Source organism: Paraburkholderia tagetis, assembly GCF_022213065.1.
GTDB classification, from domain to species: Bacteria; Pseudomonadota; Gammaproteobacteria; order Burkholderiales; family Burkholderiaceae; genus Paraburkholderia; species Paraburkholderia tagetis.
Genome location: NZ_JAKLJA010000008.1, coordinates 70176 through 92451, shown reverse-complemented (window position 1 = coordinate 92451; position 22276 = coordinate 70176). Strand labels below are relative to the sequence as shown.

Below are 22276 nucleotides of genomic sequence, written 5' to 3'. Positions count from 1 at the left end.
ACAACGAGGCAACGAGGTGCGACCATGCGCCCCGCGGTTCATACGATTCCATTCCTGCGCCTGGGCGCGCTCGACACCGACGAAATGGGCGCTTTCAAGGTGAAAGACGTCGACGCTCCGGGCCGACGCCAAAAGTTCGAATAGTCATTTCGATTCGCTGATCGCGATGTCCGACGTTGGCCCGCTTAGACTCGCCGGGCGCTCCGTGCGAGGCGTGGTTCATCTATTGCACGCCATCGATTTACTAAGGACTACAACATGAAGGGGATTCTGACAGTGAGTGCGGCGACGGCGATCGGACTCGCCACTGCACCCGCATGGGCCGGATTGGGCGGCGCACCGGCGTTTCCGGATGCGCAGCGTACGCCTGCCACGCGCTTGATGGCTGCCGCAAACGTGGCCGCGGCGCCGTGGACCGTCACGACGACCACGCTCGAAAACGACACGGTGATCCATGAGTACCTCGACGCTAGCGGCACTGTATTCGCCGTGTCCTGGCGCGGGCCGCGCGTCGGCTCGCTCGATACGTTGCTGGGCAGCTACTTTCCCGCGTGGAAAAAGGGGCTCGCGGCGGCGCAGGCCGCGCGTGGTGGCGGCTATGGACCGGTTGCCGTGCGTCAAGCCGATCTCGTCGTCGAGACGGGCGGCCATATGGGCGCGTTGACGGGCCGCGCGTGGTTGCCGAAGGCGCTGCCGCAAGGCTTCGGCGTCGATCAGATCCAATAAGCGAGGGACGCGCGATGCACAAGATCATCATGGTTTGCGCGCTCGGCGCAAGTGTGCTGCTGACGGCTTGCGGCGGCGGCTCGGACGGCATCGCGGTGCCGAGCGGCGCCGCGATACCGAGCGGCGCCGCCGCCGGGGCTTGGGCGGCGTCGGACGCGGCAAGCAGCAGCGGAACGGGCGGCAAGAGTCCGAACTCAGGCGGATCGGGCTCGGGTGGTTCGAACTCGGGTGGTTCAGGTTCGGGCGGTTCCGGCTCAGGCGGCTCGGGTTCGGGTGGTTCAGGTTCGGGTGGCTCGGGCTCGGGTGGTTCTGGCTCCGGTGATTCTGGCTCGGGCGGTTCCGGCTCAGGTGGCTCGGGATCCGGCACGTCCGACTCAGGCTCCGGCAATTCCGGCTCCTCGGGTGGAGGCTCCACTGCCGATATCGGCAACACGATTCCAGTACTCGTCTCGTCGGCGAGCGCCGTGCGCAACTTCCCGCTCGTGAGCGTGACGGTTTGTCAGCCCGGCAGCGGCGCACAGACGAACTGCTCGACGATCGATAACGTCTTGCTCGACACGGGCTCGTTCGGCTTGCGCCTCTATGCGTCGGCGATTCCCGCTGCCACGCTCGCCGCGCTGCCCGTGCAGACCGACCCTGCCAGCGGCAAGAACGTGGCGGCGTGCGGCGTCTTCGGCTCGGGCCATACATGGGGAAGCTTGCGCGCCGCCGACGTGAAGCTCGCGCGGGAGGTGGCCGCCGCCGTGCCCATCCAGATAATCGGGGACGCCTCGATCGTCTCGCCGGTACCGGCTTCGTGCGTGTGGAACACGGCGCTCACGAGCCCGGCGGTGATGGGCGCGAACGGCATACTCGGCGTAGGCGTCGCGCGCAACGATTGCGGCACCGCGTGCACGCGCAGCACGCCGCGCACCGGCTACTACTACGCCGACACCGTACCGCCTACGCCCATCTCGATGCCGCTCGTCAATCAGGTCACGAATCCGGTGGCGCTTTTCCCCGTCGACAATAACGGCGTGATTGTGGACATGCCGAAGATTGCCGCCGACGGCGCGCCCACGGCGAGCGGCACGCTAACCTTCGGCATCGGCACGCAGGCGAACAACCAGCTGGCGGGTGTGGGCGCAACCGTCCTCGCGACCAACGGCTGGGGCAATTTTAGAGGCAGCGTCGGCAATGGCAGCACCGTGCAAACGTTCATCGACTCGGGTTCGAACACGCTGAGTTTCGAGGACTGGGCGATCATCCAGGACAACAACACCTTTTATGTGCCTGCCACGCCGCTCAAGCGCACCGTCACGGTGTCCGACTCGAAAGGCGTGAACGCCACGATGAGCATCGCGATCGGCAATGCGGATGCGCTGCTTACGTCGCTGAACTTCGCGTTCAGCAATCTCGCGTCGTTCCTGGCGCAGACCGTCGATCTGGGCATGCCGTTCTTCTACGGCCGGCGTATCTATTACGGGATCGATGGCACGGCATCGGGGGCGAGCGCGACGGGGCCGACGGGGCCTTATGTCGCTTATGTGTCGCCCTGATTTTCCCGGAAGCGCTCAAGCCTCGAGCGCGAGCGTCGCGAAGCTGGCGAGCCAGTGCTCGCCCATATAGTCGCCGGCGACGTGATCGAGCGCCGTGTCCAGATGCGTCTGCGCGGCTTCGCGCAGCACATCCGCACGCGCGTCGCCCGCGGGCAGCACGCGTGCGAGCGTGCGTTGGCACCACGCGCGGCTCAGGTTCAGACCGTCGAGATGCGCGATCTTGCCGTCGGTGCGGTCGGTGACCGTGGCGGGCTGGAACAGCGTGGCCGGCTCGCGCGCGGCCAGCGCGGGCAGAAAGCGCGCAAACCAGGCGGCGAATTCTTCGGCGTTCTTGTTTGTACTCATGACGCGGCTCATCAACACCGCTTCCATTAGCGCGGGCGAGAGGAACTCGTCGCCCGACGGCTCCCACGCCTGGCATCCCGCATCGCCTGCGTACCAGCGCCGTGCCGTCTCCTCGATCAGGCGCGCCAGCGTATCGCGCGACGTCTTGCGCGCGAAATCGTGCGCGAGCGTGAGCGCGAACGCGGTGTTGAAGTGCGTGCCCACGCGCAGCGGATAGGTCGCCTTCGGCAGAAATTCCTCGAAGCGCTCGACGAACGCCTCGGTGAGCGGCGTGAGCGTGCGCGACCAGCGCTGGGCCTCGGGCGTCTTCATGCCGTGCAGTTGCGCTGCGAGCGCGAGCAGCCAGGCCCAGCCGTAGGGGCGCTCGAAGCCGCGGTTGTGCGGCAGGTCGAGGTAGGCGCGCTCGCCGGCCATGTTCGCATCGGTGAAATGCGCGTCGATCACGGCGACGATGCGCGGCGCCTCGGGCAAGTCGGGGAAGCGCTCCAGCAGATGCGCGACGAGCCAGTAGCCGTGCACGCATGAATGCCAGTCGTAGCTGCCGTAGAACACGGGATGCAGCGCGCGCGGGCCCTGCACGTCCTGCGGACCGTCCAGCGAATGGGTGAGCTTGTTGGGGTACTCGCGCGTGAGGTGAGCGAGCGCGAGGGACGCGAAGCGGGAGGCGAGCGCAGCGGTGAGCGTGGTGTCCATGATGGTCTGTGCGTAGCGACTTGGCGACGTGGCGACGTGGAGGGCGCTGATGCGAAAGCGCCAGCTTAGCGCGAAACCCCCAAGTCTTGCCGGTGCCTGGCGCGAGCGAGGCACGCTGCGAGCCGGCACGCGCGATCTACACAAACAGACCCTAGTCGTGCAGAGACGACGGCGCTCCCGCCTTGCGCGGCGAACGCTCGCGTTCGAGCCGGCGCATGGCCTCGCCCACGTCCTGGCTGAATTGCGCGAGCGCGGCCAGTTCGATATTGGGTGGTTGCAGCGCATTCCACAGCACATCGGCGAGCTTCTCCGCTGTAGCGTCGATATCGGTGCGGCGGTTGGCGAGCGTCGCGTCCCAGAGCACATGTTCCATCGGCCCGAAAATAAGGGAGCGCAACAGGCGCAGCGGCATGTCGCGGCGAATCTGTCCGCATTCCTGCCCGCGCGCGAGCACGCGCATGAGCGGCGCGGTGTAGCGCCGCTGCATTTCCGTGAGCGCCTCGCTGAGTTCGTGGTGACGCGTGCGCCCTTCCGAAAGCACCAGCTCGCAGATGCCCGTGCCACTTTCCAGCATTAATCGCAGGTGCATGCGTACGATGAACGCAAATTGCTGCCGCACGGTGCCGTCGCGCGGCAGGCCCGCCTCGATGGCCCCGATCGATTCGTCGTACCAGTCGCCGATCACGCGTGCGCACAGTTCGCGCTTGCCGCGAAAGTAGCTGAACACCGTGGCTTCGGAAATGGAGAGGCGCTGCGCGATCTCGGCCGTGGTGGCCCGCGTGTAGCCCTTTTCGGAGAACACCTCGCGCCCGGCCGCGAGAATCTCCTTGACGCGCTGCTGGGACTTGCGGCCCGCGGGCTGGCGGCGTGACGCGGGCATGAAGGTGTTGGGGGCGGTCGACATTCTGAGTGAAGTTCAGTTTACGGCGGGATTGGTGCTGATTATGCACGATATCTAGCGCTTTTCAAGGTCGTAAGGGCGCTAAAAATGCTGGCAATGCGGAAATCTGAGTGTGACTCAAAAATATCTATTGACGTTAACGTAAATGTGGCGTGAAATATGTCCCCGAAGGGCAAGTCGCGTCACCCGCGAGAGCGCCCGCGCCCCATTGAGGAGACACAGAATGAGCAACGTACCCGGTTTGCAGTTCCCGCTTGGTGAAGAAGTCGAAATGCTGCGCGACAGCATCGCGAACTTCGCGGCAAAGGAAATCGCCCCGCGCGCGGGCGAGATCGACCGCACCGACCAGTTCCCGATGGACCTCTGGCGCAAGTTCGGCGATCTGGGCGTGCTCGGCATGACCGTCTCCGAAGAATACGGCGGCGCGAACATGGGCTACACGGCGCACATGGTGGCGATGGAGGAAATCTCGCGCGCCTCGGCTTCGGTCGGCCTTTCGTATGGCGCGCATTCGAATCTCTGCGTGAACCAGATCCACCGCAACGGCACCGAGGCGCAAAAGCGCAAATACCTGCCCAAGCTGGTTTCGGGTGAGCACGTGGGCGCACTCGCGATGAGCGAGCCGAACGCCGGTTCCGATGTCGTCAGCATGAAGCTGCGCGCCGATAAAAAGGGCGACAAATACGTGCTCAACGGCACGAAGATGTGGATCACTAACGGCCCGGATTGCGACACGCTCGTGGTCTATGCGAAGACCGATATCGAAGCCGGTCCGCGCGGCATTACGGCGTTCATCGTCGAGAAGGGCATGAAGGGTTTTTCCGTCGCGCAAAAGCTCGACAAGCTCGGCATGCGCGGCTCGCACACGGGCGAACTGGTGTTTCAGGATGTTGAGGTACCCGAAGAAAATATTCTCGGCCAGCTCAACGGCGGCGTGAAGGTGCTCATGAGCGGCCTCGACTACGAACGCGCCGTGCTCGCGGGCGGCCCCACGGGCATCATGGCCGCCGTGATGGATTCGGTGGTGCCGTACATTCACGAGCGCAAGCAGTTCGGCCAGGCCATCGGCGAATTCCAGCTTATCCAGGGCAAGGTCGCCGACCTTTATACGACCTTCCAGGCGTGCCGCGCGTATCTCTACGCGGTCGGTCGCCAGCTCGACACACTCCACCAGGGGCACGTGCGCCAGGTGCGCAAGGACTGCGCCGGCGTGATTCTCTACACGGCGGAAAAAGCCACGTGGATGGCCGGCGAGGCCATTCAGATTCTCGGCGGCAACGGCTATATCAACGAGTATCCGGTGGGGCGTCTCTGGCGCGACGCGAAGCTCTACGAAATCGGCGCGGGCACGAGCGAGATTCGCCGCATGTTGATCGGCCGCGAGCTGTTCGCGGAAACTGCCTGATTTCGCAATCCTGAGGATAGACGAGATGCCGATTATCGAATCGAAGCTCAATCCGCGCTCGGATGACTTCAAGACGAACGCCGCCGCGCTCGAAGCGCTGGTGGCGGACCTGCGCGAAAAAATCCAGAAGCTGTCGCTGGGCGGCGGCGAGGCGGCGCGCGACAAGCACGTCTCGCGCGGCAAGCTGCTGCCGCGCGAGCGTATCGCGCAACTGCTCGACCCGGGTACGCCGTTTCTCGAGCTTTCGCAGCTCGCGGCCTACGGCATGTACCACGACGCCGCGCCGGGTGCCGGCATCATCACCGGCATCGGGCGCATCGCGGGCCAGGAGTGCGTGATCGTCTGTAACGACGCCACTGTGAAGGGCGGCACGTACTATCCCGTCACCGTGAAGAAGCACGTGCGCGCGCAGGAAATCGCGCAGGAAAACAACCTGCCGTGCGTGTATCTCGTCGATTCGGGCGGCGCGAATTTGCCGAACCAGGACGACGTGTTTCCCGATCGCGACCACTTCGGCCGCATCTTCTACAACCAGGCGAATCTCTCGGCGCAGGGCATCCCGCAGATCGCCGTGGTGATGGGTTCGTGCACGGCGGGCGGCGCCTACGTGCCCGCGATGAGCGACGAGTCGATCATCGTGAAGAACCAGGGCACGATTTTCCTGGGCGGCCCGCCGCTCGTGAAGGCCGCGACCGGCGAGGAAGTCAGCGCCGAAGACCTCGGCGGCGGCGACGTGCATACGCGCCTTTCGGGCGTGGCCGACCATCTCGCGCAAAACGATCCGCATGCGCTGGCCATCGCGCGTTCGATCGTCGGCAATCTGAATCGCACGAAAACGTCGCCCGTGGTGCTGCGCGAGCCGCTGCCGCCGCGTTACGACGCAAAGAGTCTCTACGGCGTCATTCCCGTGGATACGCGCAAACCGTTCGACGTGCGCGAAGTAATCGCGCGCATCGTCGACGACTCGGCCTTCGACGAATTCAAGGCGCGCTACGGCACCACACTCGTCACGGGCTTCGCGCATATTTGGGGCCATCCGGTGGGGATCGTCGCGAACAACGGCATTCTCTTTTCCGAGTCGGCGCTCAAGGGCACGCACTTCATCGAGCTGTGCTGCCAGCGCAAGATTCCGCTCGTGTTCCTGCAGAACATCACGGGCTTCATGGTGGGCCGCAAGTACGAGAACGAAGGCATCGCGCGTAACGGCGCGAAGATGGTGACGGCGGTGGCCACGGCCAAGGTGCCGAAGTTCACGGTCATCATCGGCGGCTCGTTCGGTGCGGGCAATTACGGCATGTGCGGCCGTGCATACTCGCCGCGCTTTCTGTGGATGTGGCCGAATGCGCGCATCTCGGTGATGGGCGGCGAGCAGGCCGCCTCCGTGCTCGCGACGGTGCGCCGCGACGGCATCGAAGGCAAGGGCGGCACGTGGAGCGCGGAAGAGGAAGAGGCGTTCAAGCAGCCGATTCGCGACCAGTACGAACGCCAGGGGCATCCGTACTATGCGAGCGCGCGCCTGTGGGACGACGGCGTGATCGATCCGGCCCAGACGCGCGACGTGCTCGGCCTCGGGCTCTCGGCGACGATGAACGCGCCGATCGAAGACACGCGCTTCGGCGTGTTCCGCATGTAAGCGCGCGGAGAAGGAGAACATGACGATGCAATACGAAACGCTGCTGGTCGAGGTGACCGGTCATGTCGCGACTGTCACGCTCAATCGCCCCGACGTGCGCAACGCGTTCAACGAGACGATGATCGCCGACGTGACCGCCGCCTTTACGGCGCTCGGCGCGCGCGACGACGTGCGCGCCATCGTGCTCGCGGGCAACGGCAAGGCTTTCTGCGCGGGCGCGGACCTGAACTGGATGCGCAAGATGGCCGGCTACTCCGACGAGGAGAACCGCGCCGACGCACTGCGTCTCGCGCATATGCTCTCCGCCGTGTACCGTTGCCCGAAGCCCGTGATCGCGCGCGTGCATGGCGACGCCTACGCGGGCGGCATGGGCCTCGTGTGCGCGGCCGATATCGTCGTGGCGGTGGAGACGGTGCACTTCTGCCTGTCCGAAGCGCGTCTTGGCCTGATGCCCGCGACCATCGCGCCGTATGTGATCCGCGCGCTCGGCGAGCAGGCTTCGCGCCGCTACTTCGTCACGGCGGAAGCATTCGATTGCGCGACGGCGCTGCGCCTCGGCCTCGTGAGCGAAGCGGTGAGCGCGGGCGAACTGGATGCCACCGTGCAGCGCATCGCCGATACGCTCTGCGCAAACAGCCCGAACGCGGTGCGCGAGTGCAAGCAGCTCGTGCAGGACATCGCGGGCGAGTCAATTGATGACGCGCTGATCGAAGACACGGCGGTGCGCATCGCGCGCATTCGCGCGAGCGATGAGGGGCGCGACGGTGTTTCGTCGTTCCTCGAAAAGCGCACGCCGCGCTGGCGTGATTCGGCTTGAATGACGGCGAACCAGAACGATAGCGAGACCTCCTATGTTCAACAAGATTCTGATCGCCAACCGGGGCGAGATTGCCTGCCGGGTCGCGGCCACCTGCCGCCGCCTCGGCGTAAAGAGCGTGGCCGTCTATTCGGACGCCGATGCGAACGCCAAGCACGTGGCCGCGTGCGACGAGGCCGTACATATCGGCGAGGCTAGCGCCCAGCAGAGCTATCTGCGGATCGAGCGCATCATCGCAGCCGCAAAAGCGACCGGTGCGCAAGCGATTCACCCGGGTTACGGATTTCTTTCGGAAAACGAAGATTTCGGGCGTGCGTGCGAAGAAGCCGGCATTGTCTTTATCGGGCCGCCGGTCGCGGCAATTGCCGCGATGGGCTCGAAGGCCGCCGCCAAGGCGCTCATGCACGCGGCAGCCGTGCCGCTCGTGCCGGGCTACCACGGCGACGACCAGGACGCCGCGCTGTTGCAACGCGAAGCCGATTCGATGGGCTATCCCGTGCTGCTCAAGGCGAGCGCGGGCGGCGGCGGCAAGGGCATGCGCGTGGTCGAGCGCAGCGAAGATCTGGCGGCGGCGCTCGCTTCATGCAAGCGTGAAGCCGCAAGCAGCTTCGGCAACGACCGCGTGCTGATCGAGAAGTACCTCACGCGCCCGCGACACGTGGAAGTGCAGGTGTTCGCCGATCAACACGGCGGCGCCGTGTATCTGTTCGACCGCGACTGCTCCGTGCAGCGGCGCCACCAGAAAGTGCTCGAAGAAGCGCCCGCCCCGGGCCTCGACGACAGCGTGCGGCGCGCGATGGGCGAGGCCGCGGTTGCGGCCGCGCGCGCGGTGAACTACGTGGGCGCGGGCACCGTCGAGTTCATCATGACGGGCGCGGACTTCTACTTCATGGAGATGAATACGCGCCTGCAGGTCGAGCATCCGGTGACGGAAATGGTCACGGGACTCGACCTCGTCGAATGGCAACTGCGCGTGGCGTCGGGCGAGCCGCTGCCGCTCGAACAGTCGCAACTCACGGTGACGGGGCACGCGCTCGAAGCGCGCATCTACGCCGAGAATCCCGCGCGCGGCTTCCTGCCTTCGACGGGCACGCTCAAGCATCTGCGCATGCCTGAGGGCGTCGAGTTCAGCATTGGCGAGGCGGGCGAGCGCGCGAGCGTGCGCATCGACAGCGGCGTGCGCGAGGGCGACACCATCACGCCGTTCTACGACCCGATGATCGCCAAGCTCATCGTGCACGGCGCGACGCGCGACGAAGCGCTCGCGCGCATGCGGCGCGCGCTGGAGGAGTGCGAGATCGTCGGCCCGCACACGAACGTGGAGTTCCTGCACCGGCTCGTGACCTGCGAGCCGTTCGCGGGCGCCGATCTCGACACGGGCCTCATCGAGCGTCATCACGATGCGCTGTTCGCTGCGCAGAAAAAGCCGTTGCGCGAGGCGCTCGCGCTGGCTTGCGCGGCGCTGATCGCTCGCGAGGGCGGCGTGGGGCTGGGCGCGTCGCCGTGGCAGGCGCTGGCGCATTGGCGGCTGAATGGCGGCTTCGCGCAGACCTTCGCGTGGCGCGATACCGAAAGCGATACGGCATTGTCGACGGCATTCACGCACGACGGCGGCGCACAGACGCTCGCATGCGCGGGCGAAGAAGAGCGTTACACGTGGTGGCGCGGTGAGCGCGAGAACGAATACGGCGCGACCATTGGCAATAATCGCGTGACGGGGCACGTGTTCATCGACGGTGATGTTTTTCACGTGTTCTGCCTTGGCGTGGCCATGTCGTTCGAATGGCAGAACCTGCTCGCGCACGCGGCGGATGCCGAGCACGGCGAAGGCCGCCTCACGGCGCCGATGCCCGGCAAGGTGATTGCCGTGCTCGTGGAGCCGGGCGCGGTGGTGGAGAAGGGCGCGCCGCTCATCGTGATGGAGGCGATGAAGATGGAGCACACCATCGGCGCGCCGGCAGCGGGCAAGGTGACCGAAGTGCTGTACGCCGTGGGCGACCAGGTTGCCGATGGTGCGCAACTGCTGATGCTCGAGGCCGAGTGAGGATCACGCCTGCAACTTCAGGTGTGTCTTGGGCCTGTTCACATTCATAACGGGCTTGCGCTGGCCGCCAGAAGGGCCGAGCGCAAGGACTGCGACGAAGTCTGGAAAGGCGCGCTCGCGCAGCGGCAGCATCATGCTGGCACCGGTTCGTCGCTGCATGAATGCTCCGGTCGTCAGCCCGATGCTGGTGGCGTTACGCAAGGGGCAGGTTATGCCTCGGCTGCGTCAACATCGTTGGCTTGAGAATGTCTTCGAGTTGAGCCCGGGTGAGCAGTCCTCTCTCGATGACGATTTCCGCGACGCCTCTTCCCGATACGAGTGCTTCCTGCGCCACCTGGGTCGCATTCGTATAGCCGATGTACGGGTTCAGCGCAGTCACGATGCCGATCGAATTTTCAACGAGCGAGCGAAGCCGATCGCGGTTGGCCGTGATTCCGTCGACGCACCTCGATGCAAGGGTGAGGCATCCCGCACGCAGATGCGCAACGCTCTTGAACAGGCTGTGCGCAATGACCGGTTCGAACGCGTTCAACTGCAATTGGCCGGCCTCCGCGGCAAAGCTCACCGTCACGTCATTGCCGATAACTTCAAAAGCGATCTGGTTCACGACCTCCGGAATAACCGGGTTGACCTTGCCCGGCATGATGCTGGAGCCCGCCTGAACCGGCGGCAGATTGATTTCGCCAAGACCTGCGCGTGGGCCGCTCGAAAGCAGGCGAAGGTCGTTGCAGACCTTCGAGAGCTTGACCGCCACGCGCTTGAGCACCCCCGACAGTTGCACGAATGAGCCGACGTCCTGCGTCGCCTCCACGAGATTGGGGGACGTCGTCACAGGGATACCCGTGACGCTGGCCAGATGGCGGCAGACGAGAGGCGCATAGTCGGGCGACGTGTTGATGCCCGTACCAATTGCCGTAGCGCCCAGATTGATTTCGCAAATCAATTGCGATGCTTCCCGCAGACGCTCCTGATCTTCGTCGAGCATGACTGCAAAGGTGCTGAATTCCTGTCCCAATGTCATGGGGACCGCGTCCTGCAACTGGGTTCGGCCCATCTTCAGATCGTCGCGAAACTCCACCGCCTTCCGTTCGAACGATGCTCGCAAGACACCCATCGCATCGACCAGTTGCGCAATGCCCATATAGGTGGCGATTTTCAACGCAGTCGGATAAACGTCGTTGGTGCTCTGCCCGAGATTCACATCTTCGTTCGGGTGCAGCACCGCGTAGTCTCCTCGCTTGTGGCCAAGATGTTCGAGGGCGAGATTGGCGATCACCTCGTTCGCGTTCATATTGGTCGACGTGCCGGCCCCGCCCTGAATCACATCGACGACGAACTGATCGTGAGCGATCCCCTCCCGGATCTGCTGGCACGCGTGAACGATGGCCTTCATCTTGTGCTCGGGGAGCAGGCGCAACTCGCAGTTCGCGATTGCCGCGGCCTCTTTCACATACGCCAATGCGTTGATCAGATTCGGCCAGGTCGAGATGGGAATACCGGTAATCGGAAAATTGATGAGCGCGCGAAGCGTGTGGACTCCGTAATAGACTTCGTTGGGTACAGCGAGGTCGCCAAGAAGATCGTGTTCGATGCGTTCGGAACGGTCTTGCATGTTTTTGCTCCGTTGGAGAGTTTTCGGTTTAACTTTGGATTCGACCGATGGCGGCGTCCGCCGACAATGCGTACGCGATGCACCGCCGAGCGAGAACGTCTGTGGGATCGACCAGCCTGACGCGAGCACCGCTCTTGCCTGCGAATTCACTTCCGGTCAAAAGGAGCGGGAGTTCGGTGCAGCCGAGGACGACAACTTCAACGCCTTCGGCAATCAGTTCTTCCATTGCGGCAGCGATGTCTTCCTGACACTTCCCCTTTGTATATCCCGCCTTGACTCCATGCTTTCCGTAGATGGATTCCATCACGCGCTCCTGTAGCGCGGGGGAGGGGGTAACCTGACGAAAATCCTGCGATTCGAGCGCCTTTCGATAGACTCCGCTCTCGATCGTGCCCGACGTCGCCAGAACGCCGATATCGCGAAGTGTCGGATACGTCTCGCGCAGATAGCCGACCGTGACGGTCAACATATTCACAATCGGGATACTGAGGTACGGTTGGATGCGCTCGACGAATGCATGCGCCGTGTTGCACGGAATCGCGATGATGTCCGCATCGCCGTCTTCAAGACGCTTGCACGTCGCATATAGCGAGACCGTTGGATCGGTGCCGTCACCAATCAGATTCCCGGTGCGGTCCGGAATCTGCGGGTTTTGTTCGACCAGCAGTTTGATGTGATCCTGGTCGCGCGCGGCCGGCGTGTTCCGGACAATCTTCTGTAGAAAATCAACCGTTGCCGCGGGGCCGACGCCGCCCACGACGCCCACCTTGAAGGCGTGCGCCGGCGCGGCGTAACCGCCAGATACGACGTACTGTGCGTATACCAGGTTGGAATCGACGAGCGGCACGTCCAGCAGGCCGATTTCGTCTGCGACTAGCGCGATTTCGGTCATGCCGGGTACGATCACCTCGGCGCCCTGCTCGATCAGATCCTCGCATGCTTTGCGCAATAGCTCGGCGGGACGGCCGCGCAGGTTCCCGCTCTTGATGCCGTCCGATCCATATACGGCTTCCGTAACAGGATCGGAGCGCTCATGGCATCGGGGATGGATGACTTCGAACTCGGGGGCCGCAAAGTAATGCTCGAACAAGCGCTTTTCCCGTGTGTAGTCGGAGGCGAGCACGCCGATGCGGCTTGCACCGGGGAACTTGCGTCGAACATGGCTGCGAACCGCCTCGACCATGTCCACGATCTGCAAGCTGGTGTTCGCGCGTAGTTCGTCGATGAAGGTGTGACTGAGAAAGCACGGCAGCACGATCGTCGTCACACCGCGTTTCTCGAAGTCCCGGATCATCTCGAAGACATACAGCTTCCGTTCGGTCGTGGCGGCACTTCCGGAGCCCGAACTGCGAAATGGCGATTGCTGAAAGATTGCGTCGAAGTGCTCGGCATCGGTCGATGCAGGCGTCGCCTTCACCAGTTTGAAGAAGACGTCTGCGCTTGCCAGCGGACCCAGTCCGCCGACAATGCCGAACTTTCGCTTGTGGTCGGCGTTGCCGGAAGTCATTTTGCTCCACCTTGCGCCGGGCCGAAGACCTGCTCGTCGTCGATGAAGTCGGAGGCGTTGCTCTGGCGCGCGCCTTCCCACTTCGCGATCACAGCGGTCGCCACGCTGTTGCCGATCACATTGGTCATCGTGCGGCCCATGTCGAGAATCTGGTCGATCGCGAGCACCATGGCCACTCCTTCGACCGGCAAATGAAACATCGGCGCCACTGCTGCGACCACCACCACCGAACCGCGCGGCACGCTGGCCATGCCCTTGCTGCTCAGCATCAGCACGAGCAGCATGAAGAATTGCTGCGAGATCGGCATGTGAACCCCGAACGCCTGAGCAATGAAGATGGCTGCAAACGCCTGATACATCATCGAACCGTCAAGATTGAATGCATAACCCAACGGGAGCGTGAAGCCGACGACTTTCTTGTCGACGCCGAAGCGTTCCAGCTGCTCGGTCAGCCGCGGATACGCCGCCTCGCTGCTCGCCGTTGCAAACGCGATCATCGCCGGTTCGCGTATCGCCTTGAGCAAGGCGCCGACGCTACGGCCGAGGAACAGATAGCCGACGAAAACCAGAATTGCCCACAGCGCGGCCAGCCCGACATAGAAGGAGCCAATCAACTTGCCGTAGGTGTAGATGACGTCGAGGCCGCGCAGCGTTACCGCCGAAGCGATCGCACCGAACACGCCGAAGGGTGCTGCACGCATGACGTAGTTCGTCACGCGCAGCATGACGGGCACCATGCCGTCGATTATTTCGATCACGACCTTGACGCGCGCGTCCCGCTTCGTCGCGCCCAGCGCCAGGCCGAGGAACACGGAGAAGACCAGGATCTGCAGGATGTCGTTACGCGCCATGGCGTCCAGCAGGCTGGTCGGAAAGGCGTGGGTCAATACGTCCTTGAAGTTCAATGCCGACGTATTCAGGCCGGTTTCGACCTCGCCTGTACCCGCGACCATATGCAGGCCAGCGCCCGGTTGCAGGAGATTCGCGAAGATGAGGCCCATCGTGAGCGAAATCAGCGACGCGCAAACAAACCAGCCTACCGAACGCAAGCCGATGCGGCCCACGTCCTGGCCGCTGTCCATGCCGGCCAGGCCCGACACCAGCGTGACAAACACTAGTGGCGCGATGATCATCTTGATGAGGCGCAGGAAGATGTCCGTGACGATCGAGAAGTATCCTGCAATGGCTTTGAGTGTGGCCGGATCGGATGTGCTGGCGTGGCACGCGTAGCCCGCAATGACGCCCAATATCATGCCAACCGCAATATAAAAGGTGAGGCGATTTTTCATTTCCGTTTGTCCTGGAATGACGCAATGCGGTCAAGGCCTGACCGGTGTACGTTGAGAGACGCCTGGAGCGAGATCGACTGCGCTTCCGTCAAGCGTTGAAAGGCATATTAGGGATGCGAGAAGCAACGGCGATGCCGCTATGACATGTGCTTATTCCTGATTCGCATAACGCGGGAAAACCCCAAGCCTTAAGCTCCGGACTGTAATACCGCACGAAAATGCTGCCAGAGCGTATCGAGAAACTCGCTGCGATTCGATGCATCGCGGTAGACGCGAAGCTCGATATCCAGATTCCAGGACGGCGGACCAGCGGGAACCAGTTCACCTTCATCCAGTTCGGCGGCAATCGTACTCTTTGGCAGCCATGCCATCCCCTCGCCTTCCATGACCATTTTTTTGAGCACCTCGGCCATGTCCGATTCATAGTGAAGCAATAAGGACGGTGAAGAAGGGGCTCGGCCAAGCAGCACCGCAACGCAACGCCCGAAATAACTCGTCTCTGTGTATGAAATGTGAGGCAATGGCTGTTTTGCTGTTCCAGGCAGTCGATACATCGGTGCGGAGCGCTGGTTTGGTCTGCTGGCCGGCATGAGGGTGTCGATACCCACAGTGAGATGCTCGTATCTCGCGGGGTCGAGATGCAAGGGCAGCTCGGGATGGTGGTAAGCGAACATCAATTCGCAGTTGCCGTTCACGAGCATCAGAATCGAGTCGTGCACATTGGTCGGGACCACTCGCGCGCGCACGTCCCCGAAGTGGGCGGAAAGCGCTTTGAGCCAGGCGGGAAGGAAATTCAGCGCAATCGTGTGGCCAGCCGCAATCTGGAGGCTCTTGCCTCCAATCCGTTTTTCAGTCCTGATGATTGCGCGCGTATCGAAGAGTCTGTGGAGGATATCTTCAGCGGCTTCGCGGAATAGTTGACCTGCGGGCGTCAACACGGGAGGAAAGCTGCTGCGATCGATCAATTCCGCCCCGACCCATTGCTCCAGCGATTGAATCCGCCGGCTGAACCCGGACTGAGTCACATTGCGGAACTCCGCTGCGCGCGAAAAACTCTGGTATTGCGCAAGGGCGATGAAGTCCTCGACCCACTTGATTTCCATACGCAGGGCCCGCCTTGTTGGACGCGAAACACCGGTTGCAGGAAGTTTCGATCTTACGCTGCTAGCGTTGCGTCAGGGTTCGGTTAACCCGCTTTCGCGGTTCCTTGTGCGCACGAGGAACCGCGACAACCATGGAGCCGCGAACCCGACACAAAGCGTGTTTCTAATGTGAGGTCCTAATAAGTCGCGGAAAATGCTGCCTGTACCTGGGCGGGCGACGTGATCCCATTCGCAATCAGCAACTGCGTTAGCAAACGAGCCTTCTCTGGATTGAGATCGAGGGACGCGACAAATCCGCTTTTATCATCGTCGACTTCGACGTTGCGATTCACGAAGCCCGATCCAACCCGCGAGGAGCGAACCACAACGATGCCCATTTTTGCGGCGCGCTGCATGGCAAGCATGGCCGCTTTGGAAACGTCGCCGTCGCCCACTCCGGCAATCACGATCCCCTTAGCCTTGTCCGCGATTGCATGGTCGATCTGTACTGCATCCATGTTGCTATGCGCGAAGATAACCTCGACCTTGGGCAATTGTCCGTCGGCGGGCAGCGTGTATGGAGGCTTGCGAGCCGCGAGGACGGGCGCAACGAAGCGGATCGACGCCGGATCCACATAGCCGGTCGGCCCGGCGTTGGGAGACACAAACGTCTGTAGTGAAGTGGTATTCGTTTTGGTGATCCAGCGCGGATCATGAATCGTATCGTTCATGACCACCATTACGCCACGCCCCTGTGACTGCGGGCTCGCAGCGACTTCGATGGCTTCGAGCAGGTTGTTGGGACCATCGGCACTGGTGACGCCACCCGGTCGCATCGATCCAACGAGAACGACCGGCTTGGTGGAATGTATAACGTTCTTCAGAAAAAATGCGGTTTCCTCCATGGTGTCCGTGCCGTGCGTGATCACGACACCGTCCGCCTCGCCGCGATCAAAGATCTCGTTGATGCGTTTGGCCAACTGGAACCAAACCTTGTCGTTCATATCTTGCGAGCCAATATTCGAAATTTGCTCCGCCGAGATAGTGGCGAATTTCTCGATGCCCGGCACATCCTTGATCAGTTGTTGTCCGGTCCGCTCACCAGAGTTGTATCCGATGGCCGATCGTGCATCTGCCGTACCGGAGATCGTGCCTCCGGTTGCCAGCACGATGACGTGCGGCAACTGCTTTGTCTGAACGGCAGCGCTGGTTTGCTGATCCGGGATGGTGTCCGCTGCCGCGGCGGACATGGAGTACAGGGGCAGGGCAATGAGCACCGCCAGTGCCGCGGCAATGGTCGTACGAAAGCGACCTGAAACGGGATGCGCGAATTTATTCATGATCGTTTGCAAATGGAAGAGACCTTGGACGGAAGGAACGGCGAATTCACCCGACTTATCGATGACCTGAAAAAGCGGGCGATCCCACGACTCCGAATTTGATGTGTAGCGGGATTGATCACGCCTCTCACCAGAGTCAGATCGCATGGTAGAAGTAGCCAAAAGAAGCGTAATGCGGGGATGGCATGTTCTTATGCGGGACTCGCATAACGTGGGAAAACCCTGGCCGCAGGCGTTGCCGGATGGTTGAAACGTGCGCCGACGTGCGCCGACGTGCGCGGCGAGTGGAAGTACTTGTGTCGCGAAGCGGACACGGACGGTGATGCGGCTGATGTCCTGTTGCTGGAACGTCGCGACAAGGCTGCCGCGTGCCGCTGCTTCTGCCTTTCTACGCCTCTTTCATCGCATCATCGCGCGCGAGCGAGCGCACAAGAATGATCGAGCAGCCCTTCTGCGGTGCCCGTGCCGCCTTCCACGTCGAGCCCGCTATTGACCACGAGCCAGCCGTCGCGCGTGGTGTCTGGACCGGCGCCGGTCACGAGGATCGTCTGCGCTCCCATGCTTTGCTGCGCACCCAGGTCGCGGGCGACCACGCGGAACGGATTGCCTCCATCGGTAAGGCTCATCACGCGCATGACGCGATAGCGCTTGCCGTCCAGCGTCGTCCAGCGCCAGGTGCCGGATGTATCGTGACGATACGGCGCGAGCGCATCGGCAATATCGTTGCGCATGCAATCGACGTGGATATGCAACTGGTTCTGCGAGCGCCGCTGTGACGAGTTGATTTCGAGGCCGAGCTGCGTGGGCGCGAGCGTCGTCTTCAGCCTGGCGTCCACGTAGCGGCCCGCCGCCCATGCGCCCGCCCAGTATTCGGGCGAACCGCCATAGAGAATCTCGGGGCTTTCGATGCCGGGCACGCGGTCGGTCGGGATCAGCAGATATTGCGCGCGTCCGTTGATGTCCTTGAGCAGCGCATAGCGCTTCTGGAAGTCGACGCTCGCGCATGGGCCAGGGTTGGCGGTGTTGCGCGCGTTCGGCACGCATTGCTCGCCAACGACCTTCCAGAGCCCGTTTGCGTCGAACGTCGAAAGACGCACGCAGCCGGTGGCGGCCAGCGCGACAGCGAACGAAACGAAAAGCGCGGGGAACGCGGACTTGCGATAAGCGGCGGCAAAGAAGACGTGAGGCATCGGCGCTAAGCGGGTATATCGGGCAAACCAGGAATGGGCCGTGCGATGCGCTCAACGGCAATCGTGCAGTCGGTGCGCTCGCGCGGGCTTGTCTTGCTGCCGCGAGTGTAGCCCAGCCAATGTGGCGTGCTTATTTCCGGCGCGGATGAAACATGATAGGTTGCTCGCGCTGCGCTGCGGCCGCGAAGTCGCGGCGGCGGCTTGCCAGCGTGCAGTCGTTTTCGCGGCTCGCGATCTGGTAAGTGATGAAGAGGCCGCGTAGGAGAAAGGAAAGGAGAGACTCGATGCCGAGCTTTGAGCGAGCGCGACCGGCCAGGTTTATCGACGCTGTCTGGCGCCTGGTGCTTCGCGTCGGATTCCGCCTTGCTCGTGTCTGGTGGCACGTTCGACGGCCTCATCATGAGGGCGCGCTGGTGGCAATCTATGTCGGGCAGGCGTTGTTGCTCGTGAAGTCGTCGTACCGGGCCGAGTGGAATTTTCCCGGCGGCAGTATCCATCCGGGCGAGGCGCCTGAAGCAGCGGCGCAGCGCGAAATGGACGAGGAGATCGGTCTCTCGTCGTGCCCGTTAGTCCCCGCGGGCAGCGCGTCCGGCATCTGGGACGGACGCCGCGACCAGGTGTATTTCTTCGAGCTGCGCCTCGATCGCATGCCCGAACTTCGGCTCGATCATCGTGAGATCGTCGCCGCGCGTCTGGCATCGCCGGAGGAATTGGGCGGTATCGCGGTAACTGCGGCGGTCTACGCGTATCTCAGCGGCGACCGCCGCGGCAACGGCCCGGACGCCACTACTGCGCGATCGGCACCGTGACATCGGTCCCGAACCAATGCTCCGAGATCTTCTTCAGCGTCCCATCCTGCTTCAACGAAGTGAGCGCATCGTTGATCGCTTTCTCGAACTTGGGATTGCCCTTGCGGAACGGAATGCCCATGTCCTGATTGGCGCCCTTGAGCACGGCGCCCGGGCGTAGCGGCAGTTGTGAAGTCTTGATGATGTACGGCAGCATCAGGCGATCGTCGATCGTGGCATCGATACGTTTCGCAGCCAGATCGCGCAGCTTTTCCGGCGCCCCCGGATAAGTCTGCACATTGATGCCCTGCACGGCGCGCGCCATCTGATCGTAGTTCGTCCCGAGCGTGACGCCGAGCTTCTTGTCGCCCTTGAACGCATCGAGCGACTTGAAATCGCGCTTGTCGTCGGCGCGCTGGATCAACTGGGCGGCGGAGTACGTATAGGGCTGGCTGAAGTCGAGCGCCTGCTGGCGCTGTGGCGTGATGGTCACCTGGTTGACGATCACGTCGAATTTCCCGGCTTGCAGCGCCGCGATGATGCCGCTCCATTCGGTGGGAATGAACTCCGGCTTCACGCCCAGTTTGGCCGCAACCGCTTTCGCGACGTCGACGTCGAAACCCACGAGTTCGCCCTTGCTGTCCCGGGAGTCGAAGGGGGGATACGTGCCTTCGAGGCCGATCTTGAGCACTCCGGCCTGTTTCACGCTGTCCAGCAGATCTTCCGCATGGGCGGCAACGGCGCTCAGGCCAAATGCCGATACGGCAAGTACGCTTGTAAGGAAGAGCTTCGAAAGCTTCATTACTCGTCTCCTGGTTCTTCGAATAGTGGACTGCGCGATGCCGCGCGAAAGCATCTTACCCCGTCAAATGTCCGGTGCCGGCAAGGTTCCCAAAATCTCTTCGAAGGCGAGCCCGATCGCCAGCAGCCGGCGGTCGCTGCCGGTCGGCCCGTCGAGCTCGAGGCCGACCGGCAGCCGCCCCGTAGTTAGCCCGTCAGTCGGCCCCGCAGTTCGCCCCGCGGTTCGCCCCGCCGTCCACCCTGGCGTCCGCCCATCCGTCAACCCGGCGGGCAGCGCCAGTCCCGGAATGCCCGCATTGCTCGCGGGATCGGTATTGCGCAGATACGCCTCCAGTTCGTTCACCGGCGCGCCGCCATCGATCGATACGCTCGACGAACCGTTCACCCCGTCGATGCGCACCGCCGCGAGGCACGTCGTCGGAAAGAGCAGCGCGTCGAGCCCGCTGGCGGCGAAGGTTTGCGCATAGAGCTGCTGCAGTCGCGGACGCCAGACCGTCATCGCCGTCTGGTAATCGCCGCCGCGCGTATCGGCGAGGATGGCGTCGTAGGCCGCGCGCACGTCCGGGCTCGCGATGCGCGCCGCCACGTCCGCGACGGTCCGCGCGCCTGTGTGGTTGGCGGCGAGCCAGGCTTGCAGGTCCTCGATCGGTTCGTGCAGCGCGATGGCCATGCTCACGCGGTCATTGAGCGCGAAGACTTCGCTCATTTCCACGGGCACGAGCGTCACGCCGGCCGCTTCGAGTTTCGCGAGTGCGGCGCGGGCCACGCGCTCGGTCGCGGCCTCGAGGCCCGCCCAGAACGGCGCGGGCAAGCCCACGCGCAGGTTCGTCACGGCGGCCCGGGCGAGCGGGCCGTGCCCGGTGATCACGCCGTCGATGAGCGCTACATCGGCGACGCTGCGCGCCATTGGCCCGACCGTGTCGCGCGTGTGGCTGATCGGCACGACGGCGTGCGGGTCGTGGTAGCGGCGCTGCGTGCCGCCGTCGCCCACGCTCGGGCGCAAGCCGACGATGCCACACAGCGCGGCGGGAATGCGCGTGGAGCCGCCGGTGTCGGTGCCAAGGCCCGCGGGCACGATGCGCGCCGCGATGGCGGCGGCCGTGCCGCCCGACGAGCCGCCGGGAATTCGTTCGGGATCCCAGGGGTTGCGCACGGGGCCCGCGTGCGGCGCGAGATTGGTGCTCGTGATGCCGAACGCGAGCTCATGCATGTTGGCTTTGCCCAGCACGATCGCACCCGCGTCCACGAGCCGCTGCACCGAGGGCGCGTGGCGCGCGGGGATGAAGCCTTCGAGCGCGGGCGTGCCCGCCGAGGTTTGCAGGCCGCGCGTGTTGATGTTGTCCTTCACGACCACGGGCAGCCCCGCCAGCGGCAGGTGCGCGCGCTCGTTGGCGCCGAGCGTGTCGATGCGCTGCGCGGCGGCGAGCGCGCCTTCCACGTCGAGCGTCGTGAGCGCGTTGAGGTTCTCCAGCGCCTGCGCGCGGGCGAGCAAGGTGGCGACGTAATCGGCGGCTTTGAGCCGCCCCGCGCGGATGGCCGCGACGGCCTGCGTCGCGCTCAGTTCCAGTTGCTCGTCGACAGTCCAGGTCATGCAATCTCCTCCTCGTGCGGCCGTGTGGGCGACGTCCGCTACTTCCTGATGAAGCGCAGCGCGATGCGGGCGAGCGCGGGAACGAGTGTCGGGCGCAACAGACGCGAATCGTAGCCTCGCATGCGCTGCTGGTCTTCATGCAGGCACAGCTCGATCATTTCGCACGGCTTGAGCGAGTCGCCCAGCACATCGCGGTTGGCGGGCAGAAAATTCGAGTCGTGCGCAACGCCTTCGGCGTCGATGCCGCGCGCAATCGCCACGCGGTCCCATACCAGTTTGATCCAGATTCCGGCGACTCGCAGCGAGTGCCACGGCCGGCGCCACCAGGGCAGATTCCTGCGATACCACGCCACCCAGTTGGCGAAGAAGAGGATATGGCGCGCTTCTTCCTGGATCACGGGTTCGAAGGTTTCGACGAGCTCCGCGGGGAAAAACCCCGAGCGCTGCGCCGAGCGGAACAGGCCGAACGCGAAGAAGCTGTCGATGCACTCGCTGTAGCCCGTGAACATCCATGCCCATTCGGGGTCTTTCGGCGACGGATAGGTGGGCTCGGGTGCGAGCGCGATGCCGTAGGCCTCGACGAGATGCGAGAGCACGACCTTGTGGCGCGCTTCTTCTTCGCCGTCCATGTCGATGGCGGTCCGCAAGAGTGGATCGGCCAGCGTGGCCGCATAGGTTTTCACGCGGATCGACGCGCGGCCTTCGGTCTGCACGGCAATGTCCCAGATCGGCAGCGAAGTCAGGCGCCGCAGCGCATCGGGTTCGAGCTTCGGCCAGTCGAGCACGGCCGGGCGGTAGGGATCGTGCGTGTCCAGCAGCATCCGGCAAAACATCTTCCGATGCTCGTCCGAACCCATCCTGATTGGCCCTGGCCTGTCGTAAGTCCAGTGCCGCAGCGCGGCGTCCTGGTCGGCGAGGGCGCTTTCGTCGTCGCTTGCACCTTCGGCTGAATGCGTCAGGGTTTCGGACATTGG

The 22276-nt window shown here is 63.6% G+C and carries 19 protein-coding genes; 7 read left to right on the top strand and 12 right to left on the bottom strand.

Annotated elements, in window-relative coordinates; translation table 11 throughout:
- Positions 1-258 precede the first annotated feature (258 nt).
- Both L5014_RS12835 and L5014_RS12830 read left to right on the top strand, forming a co-directional pair.
- Positions 259-726, top strand: coding sequence for a DUF2844 domain-containing protein (locus L5014_RS12835; RefSeq protein WP_238464089.1), 468 nt, complete (start codon positions 259-261; stop codon positions 724-726).
- A 14-nt stretch (positions 727-740) separates the two neighbouring features.
- Positions 741-2264: a DUF3443 family protein gene (locus tag L5014_RS12830; protein WP_238464087.1), complete on the top strand. Its 1524-nt coding sequence runs from the start codon at positions 741-743 to the stop codon at positions 2262-2264.
- Between the two features lie 15 nt (positions 2265-2279).
- On the opposite strand, the gene L5014_RS12825 is transcribed toward L5014_RS12830, so the two are convergent.
- Together L5014_RS12825 and L5014_RS12820 are read right to left on the bottom strand one after the other, a co-directional pair.
- Complete coding sequence (locus L5014_RS12825) at positions 2280-3302, bottom strand: DUF2891 domain-containing protein (protein WP_238464085.1); 1023 nt, start codon at positions 3300-3302, stop codon at positions 2280-2282.
- 151 nt (positions 3303-3453) lie between these two features.
- The gene (locus L5014_RS12820) at positions 3454-4206 is read right to left on the bottom strand and encodes a TetR/AcrR family transcriptional regulator (protein WP_238464083.1); all 753 of its coding nucleotides are present in this window, start codon (positions 4204-4206) and stop codon (positions 3454-3456) included.
- A 220-nt stretch (positions 4207-4426) separates the two neighbouring features.
- Between L5014_RS12820 and L5014_RS12815 the strand changes: the two genes are divergently transcribed.
- From L5014_RS12815 to L5014_RS12800, 4 genes are read left to right on the top strand one after another with little or no spacing between them, the layout of a single operon-like run.
- Complete coding sequence (locus L5014_RS12815) at positions 4427-5608, top strand: isovaleryl-CoA dehydrogenase (RefSeq protein WP_238464081.1); 1182 nt, start codon at positions 4427-4429, stop codon at positions 5606-5608.
- Positions 5609-5633: 25 nt separating this feature from the next.
- A complete protein-coding gene (locus tag L5014_RS12810; RefSeq protein ID WP_238464080.1) occupies positions 5634-7241 on the top strand; it encodes a carboxyl transferase domain-containing protein in 1608 nt (535 codons plus the stop codon).
- Positions 7242-7266: 25 nt separating this feature from the next.
- Positions 7267-8058, top strand: a complete 792-nt coding sequence (locus L5014_RS12805; protein ID WP_238464226.1) for an enoyl-CoA hydratase/isomerase family protein — start codon at positions 7267-7269, stop codon at positions 8056-8058.
- 34 nt (positions 8059-8092) lie between these two features.
- A complete protein-coding gene (locus L5014_RS12800; RefSeq protein ID WP_238464078.1) occupies positions 8093-10102 on the top strand; it encodes an acetyl/propionyl/methylcrotonyl-CoA carboxylase subunit alpha in 2010 nt (669 codons plus the stop codon).
- Between the two features lie 3 nt (positions 10103-10105).
- Here the strand turns inward: L5014_RS12800 and L5014_RS12795 are convergent, their stop codons facing one another.
- The 7 genes from L5014_RS12795 to L5014_RS12765 form a co-directional block, all read right to left on the bottom strand.
- Positions 10106-10261, bottom strand: coding sequence for a hypothetical protein (locus tag L5014_RS12795; protein WP_238464076.1), 156 nt, complete (start codon positions 10259-10261; stop codon positions 10106-10108).
- A 34-nt stretch (positions 10262-10295) separates the two neighbouring features.
- Complete coding sequence (gene aspA / locus L5014_RS12790; RefSeq protein WP_238464074.1) at positions 10296-11714, bottom strand: aspartate ammonia-lyase; 1419 nt, start codon at positions 11712-11714, stop codon at positions 10296-10298.
- A 28-nt stretch (positions 11715-11742) separates the two neighbouring features.
- A complete protein-coding gene (gene cuyB / locus L5014_RS12785) occupies positions 11743-13221 on the bottom strand; it encodes a cysteate racemase (RefSeq protein WP_238464073.1) in 1479 nt (492 codons plus the stop codon).
- Positions 13218-14510 (bottom strand): dicarboxylate/amino acid:cation symporter, encoded by a 1293-nt coding sequence (locus tag L5014_RS12780; protein WP_238464071.1) that lies wholly within the window; start codon positions 14508-14510, stop codon positions 13218-13220. Before L5014_RS12780 ends, cuyB begins: the two co-directional genes overlap by 4 nt.
- A gap of 188 nt (positions 14511-14698) precedes the next feature.
- The gene (locus L5014_RS12775) at positions 14699-15613 is read right to left on the bottom strand and encodes a LysR substrate-binding domain-containing protein (RefSeq protein WP_238464069.1); all 915 of its coding nucleotides are present in this window, start codon (positions 15611-15613) and stop codon (positions 14699-14701) included.
- Between the two features lie 176 nt (positions 15614-15789).
- Positions 15790-16842: an asparaginase gene (locus L5014_RS12770; protein WP_238464225.1), complete on the bottom strand. Its 1053-nt coding sequence runs from the start codon at positions 16840-16842 to the stop codon at positions 15790-15792.
- 497 nt (positions 16843-17339) lie between these two features.
- Positions 17340-18122: a CDP-diacylglycerol diphosphatase gene (locus tag L5014_RS12765; protein ID WP_238464067.1), complete on the bottom strand. Its 783-nt coding sequence runs from the start codon at positions 18120-18122 to the stop codon at positions 17340-17342.
- 284 nt (positions 18123-18406) lie between these two features.
- On the opposite strand from L5014_RS12765, the gene L5014_RS12760 reads away from it, so the two are divergent.
- On the top strand, positions 18407-18931 hold the full coding sequence (locus L5014_RS12760) for an NUDIX domain-containing protein (protein WP_238464066.1): 525 nt from the start codon (positions 18407-18409) through the stop codon (positions 18929-18931).
- Here the strand turns inward: L5014_RS12760 and L5014_RS12755 are convergent.
- From L5014_RS12755 to L5014_RS12745, 3 genes are all read right to left on the bottom strand, one after another.
- Positions 18909-19712, bottom strand: a complete 804-nt coding sequence (locus L5014_RS12755; protein WP_238464065.1) for a transporter substrate-binding domain-containing protein — start codon at positions 19710-19712, stop codon at positions 18909-18911. The genes L5014_RS12760 and L5014_RS12755 overlap by 23 nt on opposite strands.
- A gap of 63 nt (positions 19713-19775) precedes the next feature.
- Positions 19776-21302: an indoleacetamide hydrolase gene (gene iaaH / locus L5014_RS12750; RefSeq protein ID WP_238464064.1), complete on the bottom strand. Its 1527-nt coding sequence runs from the start codon at positions 21300-21302 to the stop codon at positions 19776-19778.
- A gap of 38 nt (positions 21303-21340) precedes the next feature.
- Positions 21341-22273, bottom strand: a complete 933-nt coding sequence (locus tag L5014_RS12745) for a ferritin-like domain-containing protein (protein ID WP_238464063.1) — start codon at positions 22271-22273, stop codon at positions 21341-21343.
- Positions 22274-22276: the final 3 nt, after the last annotated feature.

What these genes read in the sequence shown, in the direction of transcription:
- L5014_RS12760 (WP_238464066.1), top strand. Translation starts at nt 18,407, where the DNA reads ATGCCGAGCTTTGAGCGAGCGCGACCGGCCAGGTTTATCGACGCTGTC.
- L5014_RS12805 (WP_238464226.1), top strand. Translation starts at nt 7,267, where the DNA reads ATGCAATACGAAACGCTGCTGGTCGAGGTGACCGGTCATGTCGCGACT.
- cuyB (WP_238464073.1), bottom strand. Translation starts at nt 13,221, where the DNA reads ATGACTTCCGGCAACGCCGACCACAAGCGAAAGTTCGGCATTGTCGGC.
- L5014_RS12745 (WP_238464063.1), bottom strand. Translation starts at nt 22,273, where the DNA reads ATGTCCGAAACCCTGACGCATTCAGCCGAAGGTGCAAGCGACGACGAA.
- L5014_RS12835 (WP_238464089.1), top strand. Translation starts at nt 259, where the DNA reads ATGAAGGGGATTCTGACAGTGAGTGCGGCGACGGCGATCGGACTCGCC.
- L5014_RS12780 (WP_238464071.1), bottom strand. Translation starts at nt 14,510, where the DNA reads ATGAAAAATCGCCTCACCTTTTATATTGCGGTTGGCATGATATTGGGC.
- L5014_RS12775 (WP_238464069.1), bottom strand. Translation starts at nt 15,613, where the DNA reads ATGGAAATCAAGTGGGTCGAGGACTTCATCGCCCTTGCGCAATACCAG.
- L5014_RS12770 (WP_238464225.1), bottom strand. Translation starts at nt 16,842, where the DNA reads ATGTCCGCCGCGGCAGCGGACACCATCCCGGATCAGCAAACCAGCGCT.
- L5014_RS12800 (WP_238464078.1), top strand. Translation starts at nt 8,093, where the DNA reads ATGTTCAACAAGATTCTGATCGCCAACCGGGGCGAGATTGCCTGCCGG.
- iaaH (WP_238464064.1), bottom strand. Translation starts at nt 21,302, where the DNA reads ATGACCTGGACTGTCGACGAGCAACTGGAACTGAGCGCGACGCAGGCC.
- L5014_RS12815 (WP_238464081.1), top strand. Translation starts at nt 4,427, where the DNA reads ATGAGCAACGTACCCGGTTTGCAGTTCCCGCTTGGTGAAGAAGTCGAA.
- L5014_RS12820 (WP_238464083.1), bottom strand. Translation starts at nt 4,206, where the DNA reads ATGTCGACCGCCCCCAACACCTTCATGCCCGCGTCACGCCGCCAGCCC.
- L5014_RS12825 (WP_238464085.1), bottom strand. Translation starts at nt 3,302, where the DNA reads ATGGACACCACGCTCACCGCTGCGCTCGCCTCCCGCTTCGCGTCCCTC.
- aspA (WP_238464074.1), bottom strand. Translation starts at nt 11,714, where the DNA reads ATGCAAGACCGTTCCGAACGCATCGAACACGATCTTCTTGGCGACCTC.
- L5014_RS12755 (WP_238464065.1), bottom strand. Translation starts at nt 19,712, where the DNA reads ATGAAGCTTTCGAAGCTCTTCCTTACAAGCGTACTTGCCGTATCGGCA.
- L5014_RS12765 (WP_238464067.1), bottom strand. Translation starts at nt 18,122, where the DNA reads ATGCCTCACGTCTTCTTTGCCGCCGCTTATCGCAAGTCCGCGTTCCCC.
- L5014_RS12830 (WP_238464087.1), top strand. Translation starts at nt 741, where the DNA reads ATGCACAAGATCATCATGGTTTGCGCGCTCGGCGCAAGTGTGCTGCTG.
- L5014_RS12795 (WP_238464076.1), bottom strand. Translation starts at nt 10,261, where the DNA reads ATGCAGCGACGAACCGGTGCCAGCATGATGCTGCCGCTGCGCGAGCGC.
- L5014_RS12810 (WP_238464080.1), top strand. Translation starts at nt 5,634, where the DNA reads ATGCCGATTATCGAATCGAAGCTCAATCCGCGCTCGGATGACTTCAAG.